Origin of the sequence: Mammaliicoccus sp. Q-M61 (assembly GCF_022386055.1) — a bacterium.
Taxonomy (GTDB): Bacteria; Bacillota; Bacilli; order Staphylococcales; family Staphylococcaceae; genus Mammaliicoccus; species Mammaliicoccus sciuri_A.
Genome location: NZ_JAJNJL010000005.1, coordinates 142388 through 167562 on the forward strand (window position 1 = coordinate 142388; position 25175 = coordinate 167562).

Genomic DNA, 25175 nt, shown 5'->3' on the forward strand with positions numbered 1-25175 from the left:
CATCATTTTCTGCATTTATGTTATACATATTTTCTTGTTGAATACATCATTACAAAATAAAGGATAATCACGAGGATAATAGACCAACTCGCAAATGTAACAATCATAATTACTGTTTCATTCATCGTTATGGATGCGATTGTTTTTTGAATAACTGCTAATCCCATTGCACCAACTTCGAGCTTTTTCATAAATATTGCGAGTATAACGAGAAGAATCCCTATGCCAAATATGGCTTGAAATACTTGTAACGGTAATACATACATTCCTAACGTAACATTAAATATTTTAAGCATACATAGAACAATGCCTATACTAAATAAGAAAATATTGGTCATCATCAATTTCTGATTAGGATAGAGATAACTATGTTTTTTTATAATTAAATATATAACGAGTGAAATAGACAATATAATTACAAAATAAAATATATACAATCCCGTTACGGCATTAAACGGAATGAGCTTTTTATCAAATAAATATGCTAATAATAAGAAGTGTAGTGTATAAAAAATGATTGGATTATAATTTACAACCACAATATTTCTCTCTATGATTTGAAGTATTTCAGCGTGAGATTTGTGTCGATATTCTGCATAATCTATATCTTTCTCATCTGACTTTTTCATATCCTTCTTTAATGAATGTTGCACTTTATCAATTTGTTTAGGTAATACACCGACATGCTGTAAATAATCATTTACATTTTCCAGCAATACATTATTGTTCGGACGCAAATAAATACACCACCTTCATTATAATATTGTATAAATTAATCCCCTATTATGCAATATGTATATAACATAACAGGGGATTAAATTCGCTATTGATTTAGTATTTACCTATATCAACACGATATACTTTAAATTGTTTACTATCAGGTGTTGCTTTTGAAAGCTGGAAGTGTGCTTGTCCATTATTCACGTATGCATAACCGCCCGTATACTTATTATTTTGTACACGTTTAGTCGTATTGTCACCAAGAATTGAGACAAGCGAATCTAATTTCACATTTGTTAATTTGTCATAAATCATTGTAACGCGTTTAACTGTTTCTTTATTACCTTTAACTTTGGCAGTAATAATCATATGTCCATTTTTAGTATCAAATTCGTAATAATTTTCTCTATCATTACTATCATCAGAATATGAGAACATTAAATTAGGATACTTTGATTTAATTTTAGAAATCTTATCACCAATTTTAATACCTTCGATTGTTACTGTACCGTCTTTATAGGTCTGCACATTATTTTCGTTAATATTTAATTGATTTTTAGTTGCAGCATTTGCCTCAGCAAAAGTTGAAAATGGCAGAACCATAAGTACCATTGCAATTATTAAGAGACATTTTTTCATATGAGGTTCTCCTTCAGTCTGTGTCTTATATGCTATGCATTGAACTGCGTTAATTATAACATAAAGATTACAAATTGACCACTTTTATTACAATCATGTAACAAAACCGTGAAATATCGCTTGATTAACTTAAAAATTCTTCCAATACTTTAATGAATTTCTCTTTTTCTTCAATAAAAGGTAATTCGCCTGAACCTTCAAACAGTTTAAATTCAGCATTCGGCAACAGTTCACTTATTCTTTTACCTTCGCTATATAATATTTTGCCATCGTATTGTCCAGAAATGACGAGCGTACGAGTTTCAATATCTGGAAGTAACGATATAATATCAAAGTCTTTAAAAGAGCGCTTAACAGCAATTTCTTCTTCCATCGTTTGAAGGTCATTCGACGGAATATGTGATTTTACAAACTTTTTAGCTTGTTTAATATTTTTATATCTGAATCTTAATAAATATTTTTCTTTGTCCTCATCAGACATCGTTCTAATTTCATCAGCATGTCTATCATAAATACGGTTATCTGGGAACGTTGAATGATCGTCTGTAGGATTAATTAACACCATGCCATTGATCAAATCAGGATTCTTATATGTGAGACCTGTTGCAATTGTTGCGCCAAGTTCTAGGCCAATTACATATGCTGAGTTAATGAATAATGCATTTAATAGTTGCTGAATATCTGAAATATAGTCATCTACTCTACTATCATGTGGTGTATCACTTAAGCCATGACCTCTCAAATCAATAGATATAACTTGATAATTTTTACTTAATTTTTTAATCAGTGGTTCAAAGACATCCATGTCTTGAAAAACACCATGTAACAAGATAATTGGATAGCCGCTTCCTTTTGTATTATAGTGTATGGCAACATTTTCTTTCGTTAAAAATAAGTTCATCATGCTTCACCTCTTTCGATTTGTTTACAAACATCTATGAGATCACTTAAACTTTCGATTGTATAATCTAATTCGTGCTCCTCTGGTGTGCCAATGACTGAATTAGCCATCCATGCAGTCTTCATGCCCATAGCATGTGCTGCTGCGATGTCATTTAAAGGACAATCTCCAACATATAATGCATGATGTGCCGTTATGCCAAGATGTTTCAATATATCTTCAAATATGATTGGGTCTGGCTTCATAGCCCCCACCTCATCAGAAGTTGAAACATAATGAATGTATGGATAAATACCGATTGCATTCATAACGTGTGTAATTTCTTCACTCTTACCATTCGCTACAACACCTAATTTATAACCCATGCTGCGCAATTTATCCAATGCTACCAATGTATCATAGAAAGGAAAATGGTATCTGTAGTGATGCATCTTATAGTCGTTATAAAATGTCTTCCATGATATCCTTTCTATATTTAATCTCTTAACGAGTTCTTGATATACCCATTCAACATCTTCTATACCATAGGGATTTAACGTTAAATATACCTTTTCAAAATCACGTCTTTGGACTGTTACCATTAACTCATGAAATCTCTCAAACTGTTCTTCCAAAAACTTCATTCGCGATTTCTCACGATCTACAAGCGTATCTTCTAAGTCAAAAATAATCGCTTGAATATCACACGAACACATGTCATCATCCCTTTCATAGAAACATTTTAAACTATTCCATAAAGAAAGCAATACAATTTTTACATACAAAACTCCAACCCTCTATCATAATGTTTAAAGGATTGGTGTCCGTATGCTATTGATTGTGATTTAATACTGATAGATACCTTATATATTCAGTAAGTTCTTACTTTTTTTCGTTGTTCTGTAATCATTAAATACATCATAATCGGTATGGCAATAATTGAGAGTATAATGCCAACCGGAATTTGAATCGGACTTATGATAATTCTACCAACAGTATCTGCAATTAATAAAAGTGCGCCGCCGATTAATAAATTCAATATCATTTGAACGTTAATAGGTACCTTGTACACCCTTCTAACAACTTGAGGTACAATCATACCTATAAATCCAATAATACCCGTAAAACTTATAATAACGGCTGTCATTATAGCAGCTAATAGCAAACATGTCCATGATATCAATCGAACATTCACACCCAGTGTAGTTGCTTTATCTTCACCTAATTGAATCATTTTAATATAATGACTCATCATAAACAAGATTAATATACAGATCAAAGTAACAATCCCAGTGATTTCTACAGTTATTCTTTCGGCAGATGAAACACTGCCAAACATATATGACACCATGCTATTAACTTTATCCGGCTTAAGCAATAAAAGTATATAGAGTGCTGAACTAAAGAACGCACCAATAAATATACCTGAAAGTATCATTGTTGCTACATGAAATGTTTTGACCATCGTTTCTGTAATCAGTACAACAACGATAAGCGTTAACAAGCTGAAGAATATTGAAAATAGTGGCACAAACCAAATGGATACGCCGATAAATACGGCAAGCGCACTTCCGAATGTTGCCCCGCTTGCTAATCCTAATGTAAAACTATCCGCAAGTGGATTATTCAATATCGTTTGATAGATTTGACCACTCATGACTAGCCCCATACCAGCAATTAATGCTAACAGTGTCCGTGGTACTCTTAACTTGTAAAAAATCGTCCATTCTAGTTGATTATCAAATTTCCATGTTATACCCGTAGATCCTACGAATAAAGAAATGCCAATTGCAAACAATAGAACGAGAAACCATATCACAACATGACGATAAACATTATGATTATTAGTCATAAACTTTTTCAGAAAGTTCTTTTAGACCTTTCGCTAATCTTGGTCCTGGTCTAGAAATCATATCTGCATTGAGTGCATGAACGTGTTTCTCTTTAACAGCATTAACTTGGTCAAAACCGTCTCTATTGTTATTTAATTTTTGATATTCCGCTTCAGACTGTCCACTTGTTGTAATCATAACATCAGGATTTCTTTTAAGAATACTTTCTTTATCCGTTTTAATCCATCCTTCTTGGTCATGATAAAGATTCTTAGCTTTGATAGAAGTTAACATATCATCATAAAACGTATTTGATCCTGAAGTGTAAATGTCAGGTTGAGAAGAAATTTCCATAAATACTTTTTTACCTTGTTGGTCTTTTGGAACATCTTTTACAACATCTTCTATTTCTTTCTTCACTTTACTTACTAATTTATCCGCTTCTTTTTCTTTACCTGTTACTTTTCCAACTTGTTTGAATGTATCATACATTTCATTAATTGAATTTGCATCATCTATGTAGACGACTTTCACGCCTGCATCACTTAATTTTTTTAAATCTTTTTCTTGTGTAGATTTGTTCGATTCATGTGCCAAAATTAAATCAGGTTTTGCTTTTAATAACGCTTCTGTATCAAGTTTAAAGGCATCGAATTGTTTTTTATCTTTCACATCTTTAGGATAATCATCAACAGTTGATACCCCAACGACTTTATCTCCAAGTCCTAACGCGTATAATATTTCTGTATTACTTGGAATAAGCGACACAATACGCTTATATTCTTTCTTATCTGTTGTTTCTTGTTTCGTTTCTTTCTTGTTATCCGTATTATCTCCGCTTTGGCAACCTGTCACGATGATCATAGCAGCAAAGATTAAATAAAGTATTTTGTTTATTTTCATACTTAATCCCTCCATATATTTAATTAAAAAATGGTACACAAAAAGGCGCAACTCAAATAAGATTGAGCTGCACCTCAATTAAAATAATGATTCAATTACATAGATTCTGGAGCTGACACACCTACTAATGCTAACGCATTGCGAAGTGTAATACGCGCCGCTTCAATTAAAGCTAAATGCGCTTTTGTCTTCTCTGCATCATCTGTTAATACTTTCTCTGCATTATAGAACTTGTGGAACTGTGCAGCCAAATCTTGAATATAATTCGTAATACGATGTGGACTGCGTGATTCTGCAGCAGAAACAATTGTTGGTTCAAATTCAGCAATTTTCTTCAATAAATCAAATGCTTTTTCATGTGTAATTAATGATAAATCAACATTTTGATCAATCGTGATACCTTTTTCTTCTGCTTGGCGAATAATAGATGATATACGCGCATGTGCATATTGTGCATAATACACTGGGTTATCTTGTGATTCTTTCTTAGCTAATTCCATATCAAAGTCAAAGTGTGTATCAGGACTACGCATCGTTAAGAAGTAACGAGCAGCATCAATGCCTACTTCATCCATAATGTCACGTAACGTAATAGCATTACCTGTACGTTTACTCATTTTCACTTCAACGCCGTCTTGTAATAATCGTACCATTTGCATAATTTGTATTTCAAGACGTTTTGAATCTACGCCAAATGTTTCAAGAGATGCTTTTAACCGATTAATATAACCGTGGTGATCAGCACCAAATAAATTAATTAATTTGTCAAATCCACGTTCTACTTTATCGTAATGATAAGCGATATCTGGTAAGAAATACGTATACGTACCGTCTTGTTTAATTAACACACGGTCTTTATCGTCACCAAATTCTGTTGTTTTTAACCATGTTGCGCCATCTTGTTCATAAGTATAGCCTAATTCTGTCATTTTATCTAAAACAGCTGAAATTTTGTTTGTTTCATATAATGATGTTTCACTGAACCAATTATCAAAATGAATATTAAAATCTGCTAAGTCTTGTTTTAATTTTTTCATTTCATAATCTAAACCAAGTTTACGGAATGTCTTAATACGTTCTTCTTCAGCTTCATCTTTAATTTCAGGATGTTTTTCAGCTAAGTCTTTACCGATTGCGATAATATCTTTACCGTAATAACCATCTTCAGGTAATTCAGCATCTAAACCTAACGCTTGGTTATAACGCGCTTCAATAGAATGCGCTAAATTTTCAATTTGTTTACCTGCATCGTTAATATAATATTCACGTGTTACATCATAACCAGCTGCACTTAACACGTTTGATAACGTATCACCTACTGCTGCATTACGTGCATGTCCAATATGCAAATCTCCTGTTGGGTTTGCAGATACATACTCAACGATGATACTTTCGTTTTTACGTTCTTCTGTTTGACCAAATGTTTCGCCTTTTGTTAAAGCTGTCTTAATAATTTCAGTTAAATATTGTTGATCTAAGTAGAAATTAATAAATCCAGGACCTGCAATATCTACTTTTTTAACATTCGCTTTATTTGTATCTAAATTTTCAACGATTTGATTCGCTATTTCGCGTGGATTTTTGCGCGCTAATTTTGTTAATACCATCGCAATATTAGAAGAATAATCTCCATTTGCAGGGTCTTTAGGTGTTTCGATTTTAATTTCTGGAACTGTTTCTACAAGTTCAGATTTAATGATACTTGCTTTAATTTCTTCAATTAACGTTTCTTTAACTTGGTTAATAATGTTCATTCATTTATCTCCTTATAATTAATTTGAAATTGGTATGTTCCAAGTAACCCAGTTTGATCACTTAGCTGATAATGTATCCTGAGTTTACCTTGTTGATCGTCTATAAAATGTTTGATTGATAATGTATTAACGTGCATTGTCATGCGTCCTGCATCAGTATCATAATAACTAATCGTTTCTTGTCCTTCAACAAAATGAAAGACTGTTTTGACCGCGCCAGTACGGTGGATTTTCACGCCATCATCTTCTATTTTAAGCATATTTTTTACGATTTGTTCATCAATCGTTTCTTCATATCTAATTATATCGCTATTTCTTCTATGAAATGTACCTGATGTTTTTGTTTGAAATGTTTCTTTCTCGCCATTTTGTTTCACGACTTGTTTAATATTTATATTAATATTTTCTTTCATAATTGGCCACCTCACCGTTTAAGAACGTATATCATTATAGCATATTTGACTATTAAAATTAAAAAAAGCAGGGCGAAAAGCGCCTGCTTTTTTTAGTGTCCTAGCTATAGTAGCTATCAACTATTTTACTTATGATATTGTGAAAAGACAATAGCTATTTAATTGAATTGTGATAATTCACAATTAAGTCACAAAATAGACATATTTAATCTATCTCTAAAGATGATTTTAGTTCATCACTGCTGTTATGCCACATTTCAGAATTATGTTCTTGAAGGAATTTTTTAAGAATTGCTCTATTTTCGTCACCAATTTGGTCAATCTTCACTTGATGTTTCATAGATTTATCCATCATATTCACATGTTCTGGCATACTTTTATATCCACGCTTCTTAGGTTTATTAACCATTAAATAGCAACCTGTTAGCCCTGCATAATATGGACCTTGTTCGCCACGTTCAGTTGTAACCCAGCAAAGCCAATATTCTTTTGCTTCTTCACCTTTGACTTCTTCTATATCTTTAACCCATTTCACACGCTTTTCTACTTCAGCTCTAGCATGCATGGCACCAATATCGATAAATGCAGTTTGTTCTGATACATCGACAAATACAGGCGCAACGTTGTCTAAACTTATAGAGCCTATATTTGTACCTTTATGCCCATCTAATGGATCATTTTTAATGATATTAAATTGAAATCCTTTCTTTTCAGCCACTTGTTTCACCTCATTTAATTCATGATTACATCATACTAGAGTATCAGACTGACATTCAAGTTTATAATCTACACGAGTTCATTTAATATATTGATAATATCACCTTTAATCGTTTCATCTTCCATTTCTATAATTAATTCTTTAGGATAATATAATTTATAGTCTAAACGTTTAATCCCTGTAATACTATGGATGATAACTGATTGGCTACTAATTTCTTTAATACGACCTGTCTTCTGTAATAGATGTATCGGCTGTCTATTTGATCCTGGTCGATCATAATCATACGGTAAGTCTGAGAACGAGTCACAAACGAAATAATATTCTGGGTCAATGCCGCCTTTTTCAAATAGATCTGTCAGTTCACCAATCGTAATAATAGATCCATCAAATGGTAAGTATTTAAATAAATCACGATTAACAAATCTTTTACTTAAATCACTTAAGATTGGATCGTCTTCTTCAGTCCACTCTTCTAAATAATACATCACGACCGCTTCATCAAGACGAATATAATCAGCGATTGAAACGTCTTCTTCAAAAAATGGAATTAAATATTTAGGTTGTTCTTTAAATGAATACCCTTGATCATAAAGTACTTTCGCACGCTTAAAGCAGCGATTTAGCAACACTTCTCCACCTCGACTAACCGGGTGAAAATAAATTTGCCAATACATTTGATAACGACTCATTAAGAAGTTTTCAACTGCATGCATACCACTTTCTTTAATCAACACTTCATCTTTAGACGGACGCATCAATCTAAGCACACGTTCCATATCAAATTGACCGTAACTCACACCTGTAAAATAAGCATCTCGCTGTAAATAATCCATGCGATCAGCATCTATTTGAGATGAAATCATTGATATGACTAATTTATTTTCATGTGTCTTATTAATCACTTCTGCTACTTCAGCTGGAAAATCAGGCGACACTCTACTCAATACTTCATTAACTTCTGTATCACCTTTAATGATCAGCTGTGTAAATTTTTCATGATCCGTTAGAAAGATTTTTTCAAAACAATGTGAAAATGGACCGTGCCCTAAATCATGTAAAAGTGCTGCACATAATGCGAGTGGTCTATCCTTATTATCCCAATGTGCACGTCCTTCAAATACTTCATCTATCATACGTCGTACAATTTCATATACACCTAGAGAATGTCCAAAGCGACTATGCTCAGCTGTATGGAAAGATAAATAGAGTGTTCCAAGTTGTTTAATTCTTCTTAAGCGTTGAAATTCTTTCGTTTTGATAAGATCCCAAATTAATTGGTCTCTTACGTGTATATAACGATGAACAGGGTCTTTAAAAACTTTCTCTTCAGGTAATTTTTTTGTTCCATAAGCTTCCTGTGTCACTTTGTTCCCTCCATTTCATCCAATTATTCTACAATAAACTCTATTTCGCCGACATTTTCATATACGGCTTTATACTCTCCTTGTGTTAAAGGTTTAGGCAAAATAAATGTTCCACTTGAAATAAACATGCCTGGTGTTAATGAACGATTATATTCTTTAATTTCATTAATCAACCACTTAACAGCTTTAGCAGGATGCCCCTCAACTTCTGTACTAAACCCTGAAGCTAATTCTTTACCGTCTAAATATAGTGTCCCCTTAATGTTATCTATGTCTTCATAACTTAATTTCTTAGGTTCACCGTAAACAACGCCACCACTTACTGCGCTATCAGCAATAATTTCTGTTACAGATAAATTAGGGAACCAGTTACTAAAACGTGAATCTGGAATCTCTACCCCTGGTGCAATCAAGCATTTATTCATAATATCTTCAAGGCTATCTTCTTCTGTTAATTCTTCTTGAACAATAAAGACTAATTCTAACTCTGCTAAAGGTTCATTTAAGTCATTCAAATAAATATGTTTGTCCAGAATTGTTGTTTCTCCCATTGCACCATATAATGGCGTTGTTGAAGAAAAGATATCTCTCGTTTCTTGACTCGTTAAACTAATTTTATAACCTTTATGAATTTCAGTTTCTTCCTTACGCTGCAACACACCTTCTTGAATATCATATGCAGCATGTTCAGTTATATTCGATGGTAAAACACCATTTGGAATAATTGATTGATTCTCATAAGCTTCATAAAATTGCGAAATCCATTTATTTAGTGATTGTTCCATTACAATCAACCTCCTAAAAAGTTTTTTTCATTAACGTCGTGCGCATTGTGTCACCAAAAAGTAATTCTTCATATTCACGTATCACTTCAAAACCTTCCTTTTTATAAAAGGCTATACCGATATCATTCTTGCCATCCACTTCTAAATAAACTTCATGATATAAATCTTTGTATTGATCTAAACCTGCTTGTAATAAAGCTTTACCATACCCTTCACGTTGCGCTTCAGGTAGAACATAATGAGAAGATAAATACAATTCAGTACCTTTGATAAAATTAGCAAAACCAACAATCTTATCTTCATCTTCTGCAACAAAGAAATCAGAATCATTAATGCGCTTTTGAAGCATCTCTTTAGAATAAGACGCATTTAAAAATGCCGTCACAGTGCTCGCAGTATAAATATTGGTATACGTGTCATACCAAGCCTTAGACGCTACATTTTTAATACCTGAATAATCTTCAATTGTTGCTTTTCTTACATTTGCCATAAATATCTCTCCTCTATCTACCTTACACATCAATCGTCAATTCATGATGTCTATTAATCTAAGTTTGTAAATCCCCGTTTAATAACGTTCCAATGTACACATTTCAAATAACTTTATATCTCACGTTATAAATAATTATATCATTTATATATTAAAAACTATAATATTCAGAATACTTAATTATACCCGAAAACCCTACAGAAATGTAATATTTGTTAAGTATGTTAACACATATTTAAAATACAGAACTTCAAAATATAAAAAAATGGAAAACTAACAATCATTTTTACTAAATAATAATCCCCTTCCATTTATATATAGATTTTTAGGATGTTCATTTTAATTTGTCATTTATAAGTATAAATCATTAATTTTCAGAATTATCCGACTTGTTATTTTATTAACCGTATGCTATTTTTATTTTGTAATTTTATAAAAAGGAAATGATGATGCAATATTAAGTAGGAATTTCAAAGAAGATTTCTTACTGTACTTAACAGTTCAAATACCAAATTAAAAAGGATGGCGAAAAAATGTAATATTACTAACCCTTAATAAAAACAATTGAATAGTAAAATCTTTAAAGGGAGTAATATTTTTATGCATAAATCATCATTTCGCTTTTTATGGATTGGCCAATCTCTCGCAAATAGTGGAGATGTCTTTTATATGGTTGGTTTAATAGCAATCATATATGGAATATCAGGATCTGTAACTTATATGGCATTTGTGCCCTTTTTTATCACAACATCGCGTTTTTTAAGTGGTATGATTGCGCCATTGATTATTGAACGTGTCCAATTAAAATCATTGTTGGCATATTCACAATTTGGAAAGACAATTCTTATTCTCATTCTTGGATGTTATACAGAAATTTTTCCTTCTTCTAGCACCATTTTCCTGATTTTTTTATTAGTAATTGCTATTTCTTTTTTAGATGGATGGGCAAACCCAGCAAGAAATGCTTTAGTCCCTATATTTATTGAACAGGATTTTCTAGTGAAAGCTAATAGTTTTCTTGCCATTCTTGACCAAACGATTCGTCTTGGTGGATGGACAGTTGGGGGAATACTCGTTGCTATTATCGGTGGTGAAAATGTTATATGGTTAACATTTTTCTTATTTGTAGCATCTACTATCATGATGTTTCTAATTCAAAACGTCGATAAAAACGGATTTAGTCAAGAAAAACAAAAAAAGCCTACGAATTGGGACATATTAAAAGAAGGCTGGATAACCATATGGCATACGCCTACTTTACGTACCATAAGTATTGTTGAATTTTTTGAATCTATAGCAAACGTGGTATGGGTAGCTGCAATTATGTATATTTATGTTGAGCAAGTCTTACAAACGAGTGAACAATGGTGGGGATATATAAATGCCAGTTTCTTTGCTGGATTAATGATAGGTGGCTTTTGTAGTTTAAAATGGTCACATTTAGTAACTCGACTTTCTAGTTATGTTATTGTAGTGGGTTCATTTGGGGCTAGTTTGACGACTCTAATGTTTGGTTTAGTATCGACTCCATGGATCGCACTAGTAATATCTCTGATATTTGGAATAGTAAATCAAATTAAAGATGTAGCTCAACAGACAGCAGTACAAAAGAGTGTTGTTCATAGACTTCTTCCTAAAATATACTCTGCAAAAGACGCTCTAGTAACTGCGACTTTTGGAGTTTCTTCATTAGTTTTAGGTAACTTGACTGATATGTTTGGAGTGAGGTTCACATTTTTATTAGCAGCAACACTTCTCTTCATTTCTACAATTTTTCTGATGACAAACCGTAACAAGATTAGCTAATCGAATTAAAAAATATGTTAAATAAATATAAAGCGAAGTACAAATTCCATGTACTTCGCTTTTATTATTATAGTGTTTTAAAAGTGTGCTGTTCTTTAATGAAAACATGTTTTATTTAATCGGGTGCATACCGTCTTTCCAAGTTGTATAAATAAGTTTACCGCCTTGGTCTTTAAATTTCTTATTTGTTACGCCGCGCTCAAATGGTGCTGCTGGCTCGATGTTTAGCGTTGGTGAGACGTTTAATTCGTTGGCATACCATTTAGCCCAATCGTCTCCTTTTACAGGATCATCATCTGCTACGTTATAAATACCTGATTCAAAGTTTAATGCTTGAATGGCTGTTTCAACTGCATCATCTATATGAATAAATGATTGTACGCCGTCTGTCATCGTAACTTCACCATTTATAAATTGATTATAAATCATTCCATCTTTACCATACCAAGTACCTGGTCCGTATAATAAACCGTAACGTAAAATAACATGTTTGTTTAATCTAGCTGATTCTTTTTCTAATCCTTCTACACCATCAACTGTTATTTTACGATCACCGCTAGCGTCATAGTCTAAACTTGTTTCTTCTGTTGCTAATGTATCTCCAGCTTCATAAACAAATGCAATACTTTGTGATTGAATATGTGGTACATCATGTTTAATTGCCGCTTCTACAAGATTTCTTGTACCTTCTATTCTAACTTTCGTATTAGCTGACATATCAACTTGTTTTAAGTCTGTGATTTCGTTCATGATTATATCTGGTTTAAAATCACCGATACTTTTTTCTATTGTGTCATATTCTAATATGTTGCCTATATATGCTTTTACACCTGCATTATCAAGTTTTTCTTTACCTTTTTCAGAAGTCGTTAACCCAGCTACTTCATAACCTTCTTCAATTAAGCGTTTAGTTAATTTTGTACCTATTAAACCAGTAGCACCTGCAACAAAAATTTTAGTCATGATAATCCACCTTTTTTATTTATATTTTCATTGAGATATATACCCATTTTCAGAGTATAAAAACCATCCTAAAAAATATCAAACTTTTTATTATGTAATTACATAATAATTTATAATGTCACTATTATTAGGTTTCTAGGCTAATTGACTCCTGTAAGCGCGTTATTATATCATTATGTCAATACAAATAAGGAGTGTTTATTTTGATGAAATATTATACAATTGATGACCTTTGCCGAATGATTGATCACACTAACTTACATGCAGATGCAAGCCCAGAAGATATAAAACAACTTTGTGAAGAAGCAAAGAAATACCATTTTAAGATGGTTGCTGTTAACCAAGTACAATCTAAATTATGTTCAGAAATATTAGCTGGAACCGATATTGGAATAGGTGCTGCCATTGCTTTTCCATTAGGTCAGACTTCTATTGAATCTAAGAAGTTCGAGACGCAAGATGCAATTCATAACGGTGCGACAGAAATTGATTATGTTATTAATGTTACTGAATTGAAAAATGGCAATTTAGACTATATCAAAGAAGAAATGTCTTCAATAGTAGAAATTTGTAAAGCACACAATGTCACTTCAAAAGTTATCTTCGAAAATGCCTATTTAACTAAAGATGAAATCAGAACTTTATCACTTATCGCAAAAGACGTTAAACCTGATTTTATTAAAACATCTACTGGCTTTGCGACATCAGGTGCAACTGTAGAAGATGTTAAATTAATGTACGAGACTGTAGACGGCGAAGTTAAAGTTAAAGCAGCTGGTGGTATTCGTGATGCTGATACATTTATTAATATGATTAAAAATGGTGCAGAAAGAATTGGCGCTAGTTCAGGTATCAATATCATCAAAGCATTAGAAGAACGTCTTACAGAATCAGATCAGAAAACGATAGAAATTGGATGATAAATTATGATAAACAAACCTTTACATCAACAAATTAAAGAAGATTTACTGAATAAAATTGAATATGAAGACTATAAAGTTGGCGATAAAATTCCAAATGAAGTTGATTTGGCGACGCATTATAAAGTAAGTAGACCTACTGTTAGACAAGCGATCAATGCACTTGTTATTGATGGCTTTTTAGAACGTCGAAAAAAGCGAGGTACAATCGTTCGACAACGTAAAATCAATCAAGAATTTACACACGTCATCGAAAGCTATAATGATGAAATGACAAGAAAAGGATTAATCCCAAAGACAAAAGTTCTATCATTGAAATCAGAAGTTGCCAATGAAGAAGTCATGCAACAATTAGAACTAAAACCTGGAGAATCTGTATATAAATTAGTCCGTTTAAGATATGCAGAAGAAGACCCAATCGTACTTGTAACAACTTATATTCCATTATCCTTAGTACCTAATTTAAAAGAAATTGATTTTACTACGACACGATTTTACGAAGTGTTAGAAAAAAACCAAACACCTATCAAAGAAATTACGAGAAAGCTTGAATTAATCACAGCAGATGAAACCGTAAGTGATTTATTATCTGTAGAGATAGATGCCCCACTCTTCTACTTCCATAGTGTGGGTTATATAGAGAATCGTGTACCAATAGAATATTCCGTCTCTAAATACAGAGGCGATTTAAACTCATTTATCTTTAATATTTCATCATAATTTAGCCATGTTCAAACCATTATAAGCTCAACGATAGTAATAATGCAGTTCAATCATAAATAAAAAGGTGATATGCTATGACAAATATATTAGAGCACTTCAAATTACAAGGTAAAGTTGCAATCATTAGCGGTGGCACAATAGGAATAGGTCAATCAATGGCATTAGCATTAGCACAAGCAGGCGTTCAGATCATCATTGCAGATCATAACGCCTCATCAACAAACAAAACACTCTCTGGAATTAAACAGAGCGAAAACATTGAAACAGTTGCATTAAAAGTAGATATAACCGATCCAACATCGGTAAATCAAATGCTCAATAACGTCATAGAACAATTTGGCAAAATTGATATGTTAGTCAATAAAGTTGGGATGACATACAACGTAACAGAAGAAGAACTCACATTTGAAAATTGGAATAAAGTTATGAATCTAAACTTGAATGGAATATTTTGAGTGAGTTGATGTTTGAAGGCTGTGTTCTCACAAACACAGTCCTTTTTATATTAAATTCTTTTAAGTTCTATTTATTTCATACTTTAAATACGGTAAAATTATATATAACTTGAAATGAAAATGGAGTTTTTCATATGAAATATAAAGGTTTCGAACAAAATAAGATATTTATGATTTTAAACTGTATTATTTTCTTGATAGCTTGTTTACTACTCAAAAGATTCCCTATTTTTAATTACTCGGGCTTTTTAGGAACGATTCTTTTTATTGTTATGATACTCATATTAAGTGTTGTCATATATCAAGTTAACTTCTTTATCTATAGAAAAATCAAAAACTATACAAGTGAAAATAAATATGATTAGAAGTATATAAAATTAATGCATAAGCTCTGTAATGTTATGTAGCTTGATTCTGTGTAAATATATATATCGTAATAAAAAATCACTACAAGCATTGTTAAAAAAACAAATTGTAGTGATTTTTTTCTATTAAACTAACTTTTAAATAATGAACTATTTCAAAGGAGATACATCATGAAACTGTTATACACTTTTTTAATTTATTATTTTTCAATAATGATAGTATTTATCGTAGTCGAAAGTATACTTCAAGGAGAATTAGAGATATCAAGAATCCTCATAGTCCCTTTAATTTCAAGCATTATTATGATTGCATTTAAGAAACAAGAATGAAGACGTCTAGAAATTTTTAATTCCTTGATAAACAATTTTCAAATCAATGTTCTTATACTTTAATACATACGTATACATTCATATACTAGATCGAAGAATTCGTCGACTTTGACGTTTTTGGCTACTTTAACGTTATGTTCTTTTTTGAGTACATCGGATTCGTCACATACTGTTCGTCCGTAACTTGGTCCGCGGTTAATGTCGATTTCTACGTACATATCTTGAACTTCAAATAAGTCTTTATTTACGAGATAGCCTATTGTTGTTGCATCGTGTAATGGACCTGCTTCTAATCCAAATTCTTGGAATTGTGTTTTTAAAGTAAAGTTCATTAAATCACTAAACAATTGCCCAGCTTTATTATTTGTTGATTCCATACGTTTGATAATTTCAGGTGTACATAGTGTCTTGTTTGTTACATCTAGACCCATCATGACGATTGGTACACCTGATTTAAAAACAATATGTGCCGCTTCTGGATCAGCAAAAATATTAAATTCTGCTGATGGCGTAAAATTCCCATTACCGTATGCACCACCCATTAATACGATTTCTTTAATTTTAGATGTGATGGATGGTTCTAATTTCATCGCTAAAGCAATATTCGTTAATGGTCCAGTTGGTACTAGCGTAATATCTCCTTCGCTATCTAATAAAGTATCAATGATAAATTGTACTGCTCTTTTATCTTCGGGTTCTCTATTTAACGTATCAAATACAGGACCATCCATGCCTGTTTCTCCATGGACATTATCAGCAACTACACGTTCTCTCACTAAAGGTTCAGACGCCCCACTATATATTTTAACGTCCATATTCAAGTGTTGTGCGACACTCAAACCATTCTTAACAGTTTTCTCAAGCGTTTGATTCCCTGAAACAATTGTTATACCAAGTAAATCAATATTAGGATGAATGTATGCCATTAACATCGTTATTGCATCATCATGACCAGGGTCGCAATCCAAAATTATTTTTTGTTTTTCCATTATAATTCCTCTCCTTTTTGTAAGCCTTTTCTTTATTCTTGTATTATACTTCTGCAAAGATTAAAGTAAGTATGAGAAATATCATATAAGAGGTGTGAAATATTGAGAGAAATTTATAATGACAAACTTAAACAAGATTTAATAGACCAATTCAATTATCTCGATCTCTTTGGATTTGATGTGCAACAACACGTAAAACTCTTTTTCATTTCTCAAAAAGATCATATTATTCAAGACACTCAAAAACCCGAATATTTATTTTATCTTGTTAAAGGAAAGTCAAAATTATACGAATACATGGAAAATGGCCAAGTTTCTTTAATCGATTTTTTTGCGCCTTCTTCTTTCATAGGAGAAATGGAATTGATAGATGAACACGCTGCACCACTTAATGTCCAAGCAATAGAAGATTGCTGGTGTTTGGCAGTACCACTTAATGAACTTAAAGACACTTTATTAACGGATCCAGTATTATTAAAGAATTTATTATCTTATATCGCACATAAGAATATGAAAAACATTCGAACTTCGACACGTAACCAATCATATCCATTGTCTAAAAGACTCGCTTCTTTTATTTTAGTTACAGAACAAAATGGTAAATATGAAGAAAAACATACACAAGTCGCACAATATTTAGGCGTATCTTATCGACATTTACTGTTTGTTATCGCAGACTTTGTACAAAAAGGATATTTAGCAAAAGAGAACAATAGCTATAACATATTAAATATGGATGAACTAAAAAAGTTAGCAAATATATAATATGGTATAAAAAAGCATATTTTATTTAATTTGATGCATATCGTCTTTACAAGTTGTATAAATAATTTTACCTCCTTGGTCTTTAAATTTCTTGTTCATAACGTCGCGCTCAAATGGTGATGATTAGAGTTGGTGTGACGTTTAATTAATTGACATACCATTTTTAAACACAAAAAAGATTTAAAAATAGAGATAGAGAGTCCTTTTGAATATATATAGTATAGTGAAGATAGAGTAAAAGCACCCATATAATCAACAGGTGCTTTTTTAATATATTTTTTCATCATTATATTTTAATATCTTAGCACAAAGTCTTATTTGCATTAACATTGAGTAACCAAATGATAATGCTCCTACAGATGAAACTTGAAATGATAAAGCAAATATTTTTATTAAAGCAACATAACTAATAAAAAATGGTATTAAAAATATAAAAATAAAGTTAAAAATTATATTTCTTTTGGATATATTACCTCTCCTTTAATTTAAAATCCAAAAAACAAACCAAAGAATATAATTGGGTATAGTATCACTATATTAATTACATTTAATATAATACTTATCACTAAATATTTAATAATTTTTTTGTTTTTAAAATAATTATATAAGAATAATAAAATTGACATTACTAATAAAAGAGCTGAAGCGTCAGTAAATATCACAAGTGCATCTCCACCATAGAAATTCGGGAAAAGATTATTGCCGAAAAATAAAAGTATAATAAATAAAATATAATTTAATAGATTTATCACATTGATTAATTTCAAAATTATACGCCTCCTTTTTTACTCATATACCAATTATCCAAAAATATGTATATAATTAGCGATAAATAATATAAAATTCAAAAAGTTAGCAAACATCTAATATAGTATAAAAAAATCCCCCACTACATGTTGTAGTGAGGGGATTTTAGCTAATATTTATATTATGACTGTGTCTTTTTCAACTTCTTATTTAACTTCTCGTCTAATTCTTTTTGTCGACGTTTTCGTTCTTCATTTCTAAGTCGCAATCTTTCTTCTTCTTCTGGATCGCGTTTCTTTTGAAGTTGTTTTTGGATTTTTTCCATTAGTTCGTCTTCTGTTAAAGCGGCACATGGGCGGTTATTTACGAATGCGAATGTCTTTCTTCTACCTGGTCCACAATATGATTGGCATGCTACTTCTATTTCAGCTTCTGGGTCTAATTTTTTAATTTTTTTCAAAAGTGATGGCAAGTTAACGGCTTGGCAATCATCGCAGACTTGAAATTTATTTCGCATTTGTTTCCCCACCTTTCTTAATTGTTAATTTTGCAATAAATTATTATACCACCTTAACAGTTGTTTGAGAATGTCATTTTATCGTTTTTCCATATTTCGAATCATTTTATCATTGCGTTCAATCATTCTTTCGAAATATTTATCGTACAATGTCCATTCTTCTGTTGTGACAGGATCCATATTCAAAGTTGCACCTAAAGTTTTCAAACTTCCTAACAATTTAAAAAGTATGTCGTTAGTTGTATATTCAGTGCCTAATAATTCGTTCAATGAAGCCATGCTTTCAGGTATGATAGTCGGATAAATGAATTTTGTCTTTTCGTTTTTCAGTGCATGTTCATAGAATGCTTTCATCATTTCGGCACGTTCAGCGCCTGATCCTTCCACACATAAATAGATTTGTACTGCTATACCACCTCTAACTCTTCGTTGTGATATACCAGCAAATTTTTGATTATGAATACTTAAGTCATAACTACCAGGGCAGTATGATGCAGTAATTTCTTTATTCTCAATTTCATTAGTATCTTCTTTAAACATTTCACGAATAAGACGTAACATCACTTCATATCCTGTATCAATGGATACATCATGCTTACCTTTAAAGATTAAAGATATATTAAGCACACCTTTATCTAACACAACACCTAATCCGCCAGAATTTCTAACGATTGCACTATAACCTCTAACATCATTTAAATATGCAATGCCGTCTTTTAAATAAGGTAATCTAGAATCATGTATACCTAATATCACGACGTGATTGTGTATCCATGTCCTAACAACACTTGGACTTTTATCATTTCCTACTTGATCACAAAATGTATCATCGAAACTAAAGGACTGCATTGGCTGCAGTCCTGAAGTGTGGTCAATGTATCGCCATTCTTGTGTAAAATAATCTTGCAAATTTGCCATGATTATAATGTTTGAGCAGCTGTAATGATTGAAAGACTATATACGTCTTCAGCTGAACAGCCACGAGATAAATCGTTAACAGGTGCGTTTAAGCCTTGTAATACAGGACCAACTGCATCAAATCCACCTAAACGTTGTGCAATTTTGTATCCAATGTTACCCGCTTCTAAGCTAGGGAAGATAAATACATTTGCATCACCTTGAATTTCAGAATTTGGTGCTTTCTTAGCAGCAACTTCTGGTACGATTGCTGCATCAAATTGGAATTCACCATCTAATACAACATCTTTTAAATCTGTTTCTTTTAAGTTTTCTTGAGCAATAGAAACTGCTTCAGATACTTTTTCAGTATCAGGTGATTTAGCTGAACCTTTAGTTGAGAAGCTTAACATTGCTACTCTTGGAGACATACCAAATGCTTGAGCAGTCTTAGCACTTTCGATTGCAATCTCAGCTAAGTCTTGTGCATTAAGTTCTGGGTTAATTGCACAATCACCGAATACATATTGTTCTTCACCTTTAGTCATGAAGAATACGCCAGATGTTTTTGTAACGCCTTGTTTAGTTTTGATAATTTGTAATGCTGGACGTACAGTGTCTGCAGTTGAATGTGCTGCACCACTTACTAATCCGTCAGCTTGATTTGTGTAAACTAACATCGTACCGAAGTAGTTAACGTTATTTAACAATTCTTCAGCTTGTTCTTGAGTTGCTTTACCTTTACGACGTTCAACAAATTTTTCTACTAAATCTGCTTTTAGTTCACTAGTTTCTGGGTTGATGATTGTAAGACCATCGATTGATAAGTCTGCACCAGCTGCAGTTTCTTTAATTTTTTCTTCATTACCAAGTACGATTGGTGCAACCAAATCTGTAGCTTGTAATTTAACTGCTGCTGTTAATACACGCGCATCTTCACCTTCTGGTAATACGATACGTACATTTTTACCTGATAGTTTGTCGCTTAGAACATTAAGTAAATTAGACATAATTGCCTCCTATATATGATTGCTATTATTTTTCCATTCACAATTATAACATTTTTTCATAAATTTTCACGTATCTAAACTGTGAATTTATATTGGATATTTTTAAAATATTATCATTTATATTCTGAAAGCAACATTTTCCATTTTTTATTTAAAATTTTATCCTTTGAAACTGTAAATTTTTCGTTTGGTTTTAAGTTTGGATCTTTACCATTGTAATCTTTAGTTGCAAATCCAGTTGATAGTGATGGTTCACTATTCGGCTTGAATTGATATTCGTATACTTTACCGTTATCTGCAAACAAATATTTCGTAATCGGTTGATTCATTTTAGCGACACTACTGTATCCTTGAATATTAGTTAGATCTTGTGCACGTTCATCATAACCACCTTGAGTATGCTGTCCTTGATACATCGTTAATCCGACAACATTATGGATCTTAAAATGTTTCCACCCTGGTTTATCATGATCTGTTATTTGTATTTCACCATCATCAGTAATCGCATAGCCATCACCTTCCATTTGTTCGTTTCGACTAAAATAACGATTAGTTACTGCTTTATGCTGATCTTGGCCATATTCGTCAGCTATTTTTAGTAATTTTTGTTTCAATGCATCTTTGTCTTGCTCTGAAAGTTGAATCTGCTTAGTTGCTGCATGTTTCGTTTTACTATGCTGCTTTGTCCCTTCTTGCGAACCATTTTGACAACCGCTTAATATCATTATCATCACAATGGCCACACTTAAATAATTGAATACACGTCGCAAAGTAACCGCTCCTTCTATTAACAAATAGGCGCCTCCATATCATCATATTTGAAGGAGACGCCTTATGGATATTTATTTAACTTTGAAATCTATGATTAGTCTTTTTTAATACCGAATTCATCAACTAATTTAACTGTTCTTTGTTCACCTTTACTAATATCGCCATGTAATTGATAAATTTTAACGACTAATTTACCTTCAGATACATCATAAACTGAGAAGTTCTGATCAGATGAATCTCGATTATTTTCATGACTATCATTAAAAGCATCTGTCTTATGAGGTTGCTCGCCTATCGCAAACAAACTATTATAATGATCTAATTGTTCTTGAGTTAAATCTTCTAGCTCTGGTCTAACTTTCTTAATATGTTCTAAAGGACGGTCATATATACTGTCATACGCTTTTGTACCACCTGTATTTGGCAGCACGTAAACTGAACCTTCTGGGTTATCATAATAAGTGATGTTATCTTGACCTCTAATTTGTTTGGCATCTTCTTTCTTAGCATTTACAAAGCTATTTTTAGTCGATGTATGTTCTAATGGTTTCGTACGAGACAGCACATGGTCATGACCTTGTAACACTAAATCCACATCTAAATCATCAATTTGTTGAGTCAGTTCGTCACGTATTTTAGCAACATCTTCATCTGATAGTGCATGATACGATTTAGAATACATTGGTTTATGCAGGTTTAAGATAACCCATTTAGAGCCATTCTTTCTGGCATCTTTAATATCTTGTTTAATCCATTCCATTTGTTCTTTACCAATTGCTTTTTCTTCAGGATTATCTTTAGATTTCTTATTATCATTCGTATTAGCGACAACCATATGTGCACCATTATAATCAAACGAATAATAAGAACCACCATTTACCGCATTGTTTTCTTTAGGTACATTGACATGTTCATTATACTTTGTCAGTAATTTTTCATCATCTTCGCTTAGCGCATATTCGTCATGGTTACCTGGTGCAGAAGCTACAGGTAATGACATAAATGATGGACGTGATTGATCATATAAATCTAACCACTCATCTTCAATTTCTGCAGTTTCTACAAAGTCTCCTGTGTGTAATGCGAAGTTTGGATTACCTGCTGTTTGAATAGCATTGCTTAACGTATCTGCCCCAAATTGTGCTTCATTTCTTACGTGTTCATTCCAATAAGCATTTTGTGTATCTGTATACTGTACAAATTGGAAAGGATCGCCGTTGTTGCCAGAAGTCTTAAATTGTCCAACTTCACTTTGAGGACCACTTGCGCTACCTACGCGATAATAATATGTAGTATTCGGCTTTAATCCCGTTGCTTTCGCTTTATAATTATATTCAGGAACTGTCATAAGTTCAGACTTCCCATGTTTATCACCGCGCGTCCATTCAGCACCTTGAGCATGTTCATCTGTATAATATCCATTTATTTTTTCTTTACCTTGTGCATCTTTAACAGGTTCACCTTCGTCATCTTTTTCTACATCCGCAAAGATGAAATTGCCGTTCTTATCTCGTTCAACATATTTAGAATCTACTTGTTTAGAAGTTGCATCAAACGCTTGTGCATCATCAAATTGACCCGACTCTGACACCCAAACTTTAGCATCATTAAATTGATCTGTCGTATACCAATTAAAAGCCATTTCCGTTTTCGTATCACCATTAAAATTCGTAATAATACGATTCGGCTGATTTTTCTTAGGTACAGGCGCTACCTCCGGCTTCTGAGACATCACTTTAATATCCGAATGAGCTTGTTGATTCACAACAGACGAATCAGATTCCGAACCACCAGCACCACTCGCTTCAACCGTACCAGTAGTAGAAATCCCTAATAATAACATCATACATGCCGTACCACTAATGAATCTCTTTGCTATTGACTGATTATACATGTAAACTTCCTCCTAATTAACCCTATAGTGATTTAAAAAGCAATCTATTAAGAAGTGTATCAATCATATTTTAACCCTATGTAAAGATAGTATGAGTATTGTATGAATGTAATATGAAGAGATGAGTTAGGAGAAATTACACCGGGCAATATTAATGAATCTATAATGTAAAATTGGTAAAATTATTACATAAATAGAGGGCATATAATAATCATTTGGAGGTTGTATATTTCATAAAATCTTAGTTTTATTATAAGGAGGCTTTATTCTTGATTAAAGCAATAGCGGTTGATATGGATGGGACTTTTTTGAATTCAGAAGGTACTTATAATAAAGATTTATTTAAAGATGTATTCTCGTATTTAAAATCACAAAATATAAAATTTATCGTAGCGAGTGGTAATCAATATTATCAACTTAGAAGTTTTTTTCCAGGGGAAGATAAATATATTTCTTACATAGCAGAGAATGGTGCTATATACGCTGATTATAATCATATTACCAATGTCGCAGAATTTGACGAACAATTATTAATGAATATCTTGGATGAATTAAGTAAGCATAATATTGAGTTTGTCTTGTGTGGTGTAAACAGTGCTTATATTTTAAGTAACTCAAGTGATGCTTTTAAATCTGATATGTCAAAATATTATTATGAACTTAAAGAAGTGGATCATTTAAAAGACTTGCCTGAAGATAAGTTTGTTAAATTGGCTTTATCCGTTTATGATAATGGGCACGAATTTAGAGACTTATTAAATGAAAAGTATGGAGACCAAATTGTAGCCGTTTCTAGCGGGCATCATAATATTGATATTATTCTTAAAGGTGTTAATAAAGGTAGTACGCTTAATAGTTTATTGAAAGAATTAGGATTAACTCGAGAAGAACTGATGGCTTTTGGTGACGCTGGAAATGATAAAGAAATGTTGGAGTTGGCAAATTATAGTTATGCAATGAAGAATGCCAGTGAGGATATTAAATCAATCACAAAAGAAATTGCGCCATCTAATGATGAAAATGGTGTCTTGTTAACAATTAAAAAAGCACTAAACATATAATTCAAAAATTGATACAAAGGGAGATTATTATGAAAATAGAACATGTAGCATTGTGGGCAGACGATATTGATAAACTGAAAGATTTTTATATAAAGTATTTTAATGTAACGAGTAGTGAATTATATTTCAATGAAAAAACGAAATTCAAATCATACTTTTTGCATTTTGAAGAAGGCAGTCGCTTAGAAATAATGAACAAACCATTTTTGAAAGGTCATTTAGGTGATGGTAAAGGCTATGCTCATATCGCTATTTCAGTTGGTGATAGAGAAGCGGTTGATAGCTTTGCTCAGCAATTTAGCCAAGATGGATATCCATTGTTAAGTGGTCCAAGAGTTACAGGTGATGGTTATTATGAAGCGGTCATTCAAGATCCAGAAGGAAACTTACTTGAGTTGACAACTTATTAATTGCTTAGCCTATAAAACAACAAAAAAGAAGCTCAACTCGAGCTTCTTTTT

Annotated in this window: 26 protein-coding genes; 7 read left to right on the forward strand and 19 right to left on the reverse strand. The window is 32.1% G+C overall.

What is annotated here, in order from left to right:
* Positions 1–20 precede the first annotated feature (20 nt).
* The 12 genes from LQ677_RS08845 to LQ677_RS08900 form a co-directional block, all read right to left on the reverse strand.
* The gene (locus tag LQ677_RS08845; RefSeq protein ID WP_025904922.1) at positions 21–737 is read right to left on the reverse strand and encodes a hypothetical protein; all 717 of its coding nucleotides are present in this window, start codon (positions 735–737) and stop codon (positions 21–23) included.
* Between the two features lie 94 nt (positions 738–831).
* The gene (locus LQ677_RS08850) at positions 832–1359 is read right to left on the reverse strand and encodes an SA0570 family protein (RefSeq protein ID WP_037590564.1); all 528 of its coding nucleotides are present in this window, start codon (positions 1357–1359) and stop codon (positions 832–834) included.
* A gap of 124 nt (positions 1360–1483) precedes the next feature.
* Positions 1484–2263, reverse strand: coding sequence for an alpha/beta fold hydrolase (locus tag LQ677_RS08855; protein WP_051575479.1), 780 nt, complete (start codon positions 2261–2263; stop codon positions 1484–1486).
* Positions 2260–3024 carry an HAD family hydrolase gene (locus LQ677_RS08860; RefSeq protein WP_227531999.1) on the reverse strand — a complete coding sequence of 255 codons (765 nt, stop codon included), beginning with the start codon at positions 3022–3024 and terminating at the stop codon, positions 2260–2262. Before LQ677_RS08860 ends, LQ677_RS08855 begins: the two co-directional genes overlap by 4 nt.
* An 86-nt stretch (positions 3025–3110) precedes the next feature.
* Entirely contained in the window at positions 3111–4091 is a 981-nt protein-coding gene (locus LQ677_RS08865) for a FecCD family ABC transporter permease (protein ID WP_239748392.1), read from the reverse strand.
* Entirely contained in the window at positions 4084–4974 is an 891-nt protein-coding gene (locus LQ677_RS08870) for an ABC transporter substrate-binding protein (RefSeq protein ID WP_239748410.1), read from the reverse strand. Before LQ677_RS08870 ends, LQ677_RS08865 begins: the two co-directional genes overlap by 8 nt.
* Before the next feature lie 95 nt (positions 4975–5069).
* The gene (argS, locus tag LQ677_RS08875) at positions 5070–6728 is read right to left on the reverse strand and encodes an arginine--tRNA ligase (protein ID WP_049319477.1); all 1659 of its coding nucleotides are present in this window, start codon (positions 6726–6728) and stop codon (positions 5070–5072) included.
* Positions 6725–7141 (reverse strand): YwiB family protein, encoded by a 417-nt coding sequence (locus tag LQ677_RS08880; protein WP_025904915.1) that lies wholly within the window; start codon positions 7139–7141, stop codon positions 6725–6727. Before LQ677_RS08880 ends, argS begins: the two co-directional genes overlap by 4 nt.
* A gap of 205 nt (positions 7142–7346) precedes the next feature.
* Positions 7347–7859 (reverse strand): YwhD family protein, encoded by a 513-nt coding sequence (locus LQ677_RS08885; RefSeq protein ID WP_037590570.1) that lies wholly within the window; start codon positions 7857–7859, stop codon positions 7347–7349.
* 68 nt (positions 7860–7927) lie between these two features.
* Positions 7928–9226: an HD domain-containing protein gene (locus LQ677_RS08890; protein WP_048541443.1), complete on the reverse strand. Its 1299-nt coding sequence runs from the start codon at positions 9224–9226 to the stop codon at positions 7928–7930.
* Positions 9227–9249: 23 nt separating this feature from the next.
* Positions 9250–10011 carry a 2-keto-4-pentenoate hydratase gene (locus LQ677_RS08895; RefSeq protein ID WP_025904912.1) on the reverse strand — a complete coding sequence of 254 codons (762 nt, stop codon included), beginning with the start codon at positions 10009–10011 and terminating at the stop codon, positions 9250–9252.
* 13 nt (positions 10012–10024) lie between these two features.
* Positions 10025–10501: a GNAT family N-acetyltransferase gene (locus LQ677_RS08900; protein WP_025904911.1), complete on the reverse strand. Its 477-nt coding sequence runs from the start codon at positions 10499–10501 to the stop codon at positions 10025–10027.
* Between the two features lie 600 nt (positions 10502–11101).
* Here LQ677_RS08900 and LQ677_RS08905 point away from each other — a divergent pair.
* On the forward strand, positions 11102–12307 hold the full coding sequence (locus LQ677_RS08905) for an MFS transporter (protein ID WP_191836149.1): 1206 nt from the start codon (positions 11102–11104) through the stop codon (positions 12305–12307).
* A gap of 111 nt (positions 12308–12418) precedes the next feature.
* Here LQ677_RS08905 and LQ677_RS08910 read toward each other — a convergent pair whose 3' ends face one another.
* Positions 12419–13270 (reverse strand): NAD-dependent epimerase/dehydratase family protein, encoded by an 852-nt coding sequence (locus tag LQ677_RS08910; protein ID WP_191836150.1) that lies wholly within the window; start codon positions 13268–13270, stop codon positions 12419–12421.
* 206 nt (positions 13271–13476) lie between these two features.
* Between LQ677_RS08910 and deoC the strand changes: the two genes are divergently transcribed.
* The 3 genes from deoC to LQ677_RS08925 all read left to right on the forward strand — a co-directional run bounded on the left by deoC (position 13477) and on the right by LQ677_RS08925 (position 15368).
* On the forward strand, positions 13477–14190 hold the full coding sequence (deoC, locus tag LQ677_RS08915; protein ID WP_204171104.1) for a deoxyribose-phosphate aldolase: 714 nt from the start codon (positions 13477–13479) through the stop codon (positions 14188–14190).
* Positions 14191–14196: 6 nt separating this feature from the next.
* Positions 14197–14910, forward strand: coding sequence for a GntR family transcriptional regulator (locus tag LQ677_RS08920; RefSeq protein ID WP_191836151.1), 714 nt, complete (start codon positions 14197–14199; stop codon positions 14908–14910).
* Between the two features lie 77 nt (positions 14911–14987).
* On the forward strand, positions 14988–15368 hold the full coding sequence (locus LQ677_RS08925; RefSeq protein ID WP_191836152.1) for an SDR family NAD(P)-dependent oxidoreductase: 381 nt from the start codon (positions 14988–14990) through the stop codon (positions 15366–15368).
* 754 nt (positions 15369–16122) lie between these two features.
* On the opposite strand, the gene rihB is transcribed toward LQ677_RS08925, so the two are convergent.
* Positions 16123–17052 (reverse strand): ribosylpyrimidine nucleosidase, encoded by a 930-nt coding sequence (gene rihB, locus LQ677_RS08930; RefSeq protein ID WP_159316122.1) that lies wholly within the window; start codon positions 17050–17052, stop codon positions 16123–16125.
* Positions 17053–17154: 102 nt separating this feature from the next.
* Between rihB and yeiL the strand changes: the two genes are divergently transcribed.
* Entirely contained in the window at positions 17155–17817 is a 663-nt protein-coding gene (yeiL, locus tag LQ677_RS08935) for a transcriptional regulator YeiL (RefSeq protein ID WP_191836153.1), read from the forward strand.
* Positions 17818–18745: 928 nt separating this feature from the next.
* Here yeiL and LQ677_RS08940 read toward each other — a convergent pair.
* From LQ677_RS08940 to LQ677_RS08960, 5 genes are all read right to left on the reverse strand, one after another.
* Entirely contained in the window at positions 18746–19081 is a 336-nt protein-coding gene (locus tag LQ677_RS08940; protein ID WP_025904905.1) for a YuzB family protein, read from the reverse strand.
* A gap of 78 nt (positions 19082–19159) precedes the next feature.
* Positions 19160–19999, reverse strand: a complete 840-nt coding sequence (locus LQ677_RS08945; RefSeq protein ID WP_107577436.1) for a lipoate--protein ligase family protein — start codon at positions 19997–19999, stop codon at positions 19160–19162.
* A 2-nt stretch (positions 20000–20001) separates the two neighbouring features.
* Positions 20002–20988 (reverse strand): phosphate acetyltransferase, encoded by a 987-nt coding sequence (gene pta, locus LQ677_RS08950; protein ID WP_239748418.1) that lies wholly within the window; start codon positions 20986–20988, stop codon positions 20002–20004.
* 113 nt (positions 20989–21101) lie between these two features.
* Positions 21102–21782, reverse strand: coding sequence for a hypothetical protein (locus tag LQ677_RS08955; RefSeq protein ID WP_239748420.1), 681 nt, complete (start codon positions 21780–21782; stop codon positions 21102–21104).
* Positions 21783–21853: 71 nt separating this feature from the next.
* A complete protein-coding gene (locus tag LQ677_RS08960) occupies positions 21854–23653 on the reverse strand; it encodes a purple acid phosphatase family protein (protein WP_239748428.1) in 1800 nt (599 codons plus the stop codon).
* A gap of 269 nt (positions 23654–23922) precedes the next feature.
* Between LQ677_RS08960 and LQ677_RS08965 the strand changes: the two genes are divergently transcribed.
* Together LQ677_RS08965 and LQ677_RS08970 are read left to right on the forward strand one after the other, a co-directional pair.
* Positions 23923–24714, forward strand: coding sequence for a Cof-type HAD-IIB family hydrolase (locus tag LQ677_RS08965; RefSeq protein ID WP_239748437.1), 792 nt, complete (start codon positions 23923–23925; stop codon positions 24712–24714).
* 29 nt (positions 24715–24743) lie between these two features.
* Complete coding sequence (locus LQ677_RS08970) at positions 24744–25124, forward strand: VOC family protein (RefSeq protein WP_107576876.1); 381 nt, start codon at positions 24744–24746, stop codon at positions 25122–25124.
* Positions 25125–25175: the final 51 nt, after the last annotated feature.

What these genes read in the sequence shown, in the direction of transcription:
- LQ677_RS08880 (WP_025904915.1), bottom strand. Translation starts at nt 7,141, where the DNA reads ATGAAAGAAAATATTAATATAAATATTAAACAAGTCGTGAAACAAAAT.
- LQ677_RS08945 (WP_107577436.1), bottom strand. Translation starts at nt 19,999, where the DNA reads ATGGCAAATTTGCAAGATTATTTTACACAAGAATGGCGATACATTGAC.
- LQ677_RS08970 (WP_107576876.1), top strand. Translation starts at nt 24,744, where the DNA reads ATGAAAATAGAACATGTAGCATTGTGGGCAGACGATATTGATAAACTG.
- LQ677_RS08920 (WP_191836151.1), top strand. Translation starts at nt 14,197, where the DNA reads ATGATAAACAAACCTTTACATCAACAAATTAAAGAAGATTTACTGAAT.
- LQ677_RS08910 (WP_191836150.1), bottom strand. Translation starts at nt 13,270, where the DNA reads ATGACTAAAATTTTTGTTGCAGGTGCTACTGGTTTAATAGGTACAAAA.
- LQ677_RS08905 (WP_191836149.1), top strand. Translation starts at nt 11,102, where the DNA reads ATGCATAAATCATCATTTCGCTTTTTATGGATTGGCCAATCTCTCGCA.
- LQ677_RS08940 (WP_025904905.1), bottom strand. Translation starts at nt 19,081, where the DNA reads ATGCGAAATAAATTTCAAGTCTGCGATGATTGCCAAGCCGTTAACTTG.
- LQ677_RS08895 (WP_025904912.1), bottom strand. Translation starts at nt 10,011, where the DNA reads ATGGAACAATCACTAAATAAATGGATTTCGCAATTTTATGAAGCTTAT.
- pta (WP_239748418.1), bottom strand. Translation starts at nt 20,988, where the DNA reads ATGTCTAATTTACTTAATGTTCTAAGCGACAAACTATCAGGTAAAAAT.
- LQ677_RS08865 (WP_239748392.1), bottom strand. Translation starts at nt 4,091, where the DNA reads ATGACTAATAATCATAATGTTTATCGTCATGTTGTGATATGGTTTCTC.
- LQ677_RS08870 (WP_239748410.1), bottom strand. Translation starts at nt 4,974, where the DNA reads ATGAAAATAAACAAAATACTTTATTTAATCTTTGCTGCTATGATCATC.
- LQ677_RS08960 (WP_239748428.1), bottom strand. Translation starts at nt 23,653, where the DNA reads ATGTATAATCAGTCAATAGCAAAGAGATTCATTAGTGGTACGGCATGT.
- deoC (WP_204171104.1), top strand. Translation starts at nt 13,477, where the DNA reads ATGAAATATTATACAATTGATGACCTTTGCCGAATGATTGATCACACT.
- LQ677_RS08850 (WP_037590564.1), bottom strand. Translation starts at nt 1,359, where the DNA reads ATGAAAAAATGTCTCTTAATAATTGCAATGGTACTTATGGTTCTGCCA.
- argS (WP_049319477.1), bottom strand. Translation starts at nt 6,728, where the DNA reads ATGAACATTATTAACCAAGTTAAAGAAACGTTAATTGAAGAAATTAAA.
- LQ677_RS08900 (WP_025904911.1), bottom strand. Translation starts at nt 10,501, where the DNA reads ATGGCAAATGTAAGAAAAGCAACAATTGAAGATTATTCAGGTATTAAA.
- LQ677_RS08925 (WP_191836152.1), top strand. Translation starts at nt 14,988, where the DNA reads ATGACAAATATATTAGAGCACTTCAAATTACAAGGTAAAGTTGCAATC.
- LQ677_RS08855 (WP_051575479.1), bottom strand. Translation starts at nt 2,263, where the DNA reads ATGATGAACTTATTTTTAACGAAAGAAAATGTTGCCATACACTATAAT.
- rihB (WP_159316122.1), bottom strand. Translation starts at nt 17,052, where the DNA reads ATGGAAAAACAAAAAATAATTTTGGATTGCGACCCTGGTCATGATGAT.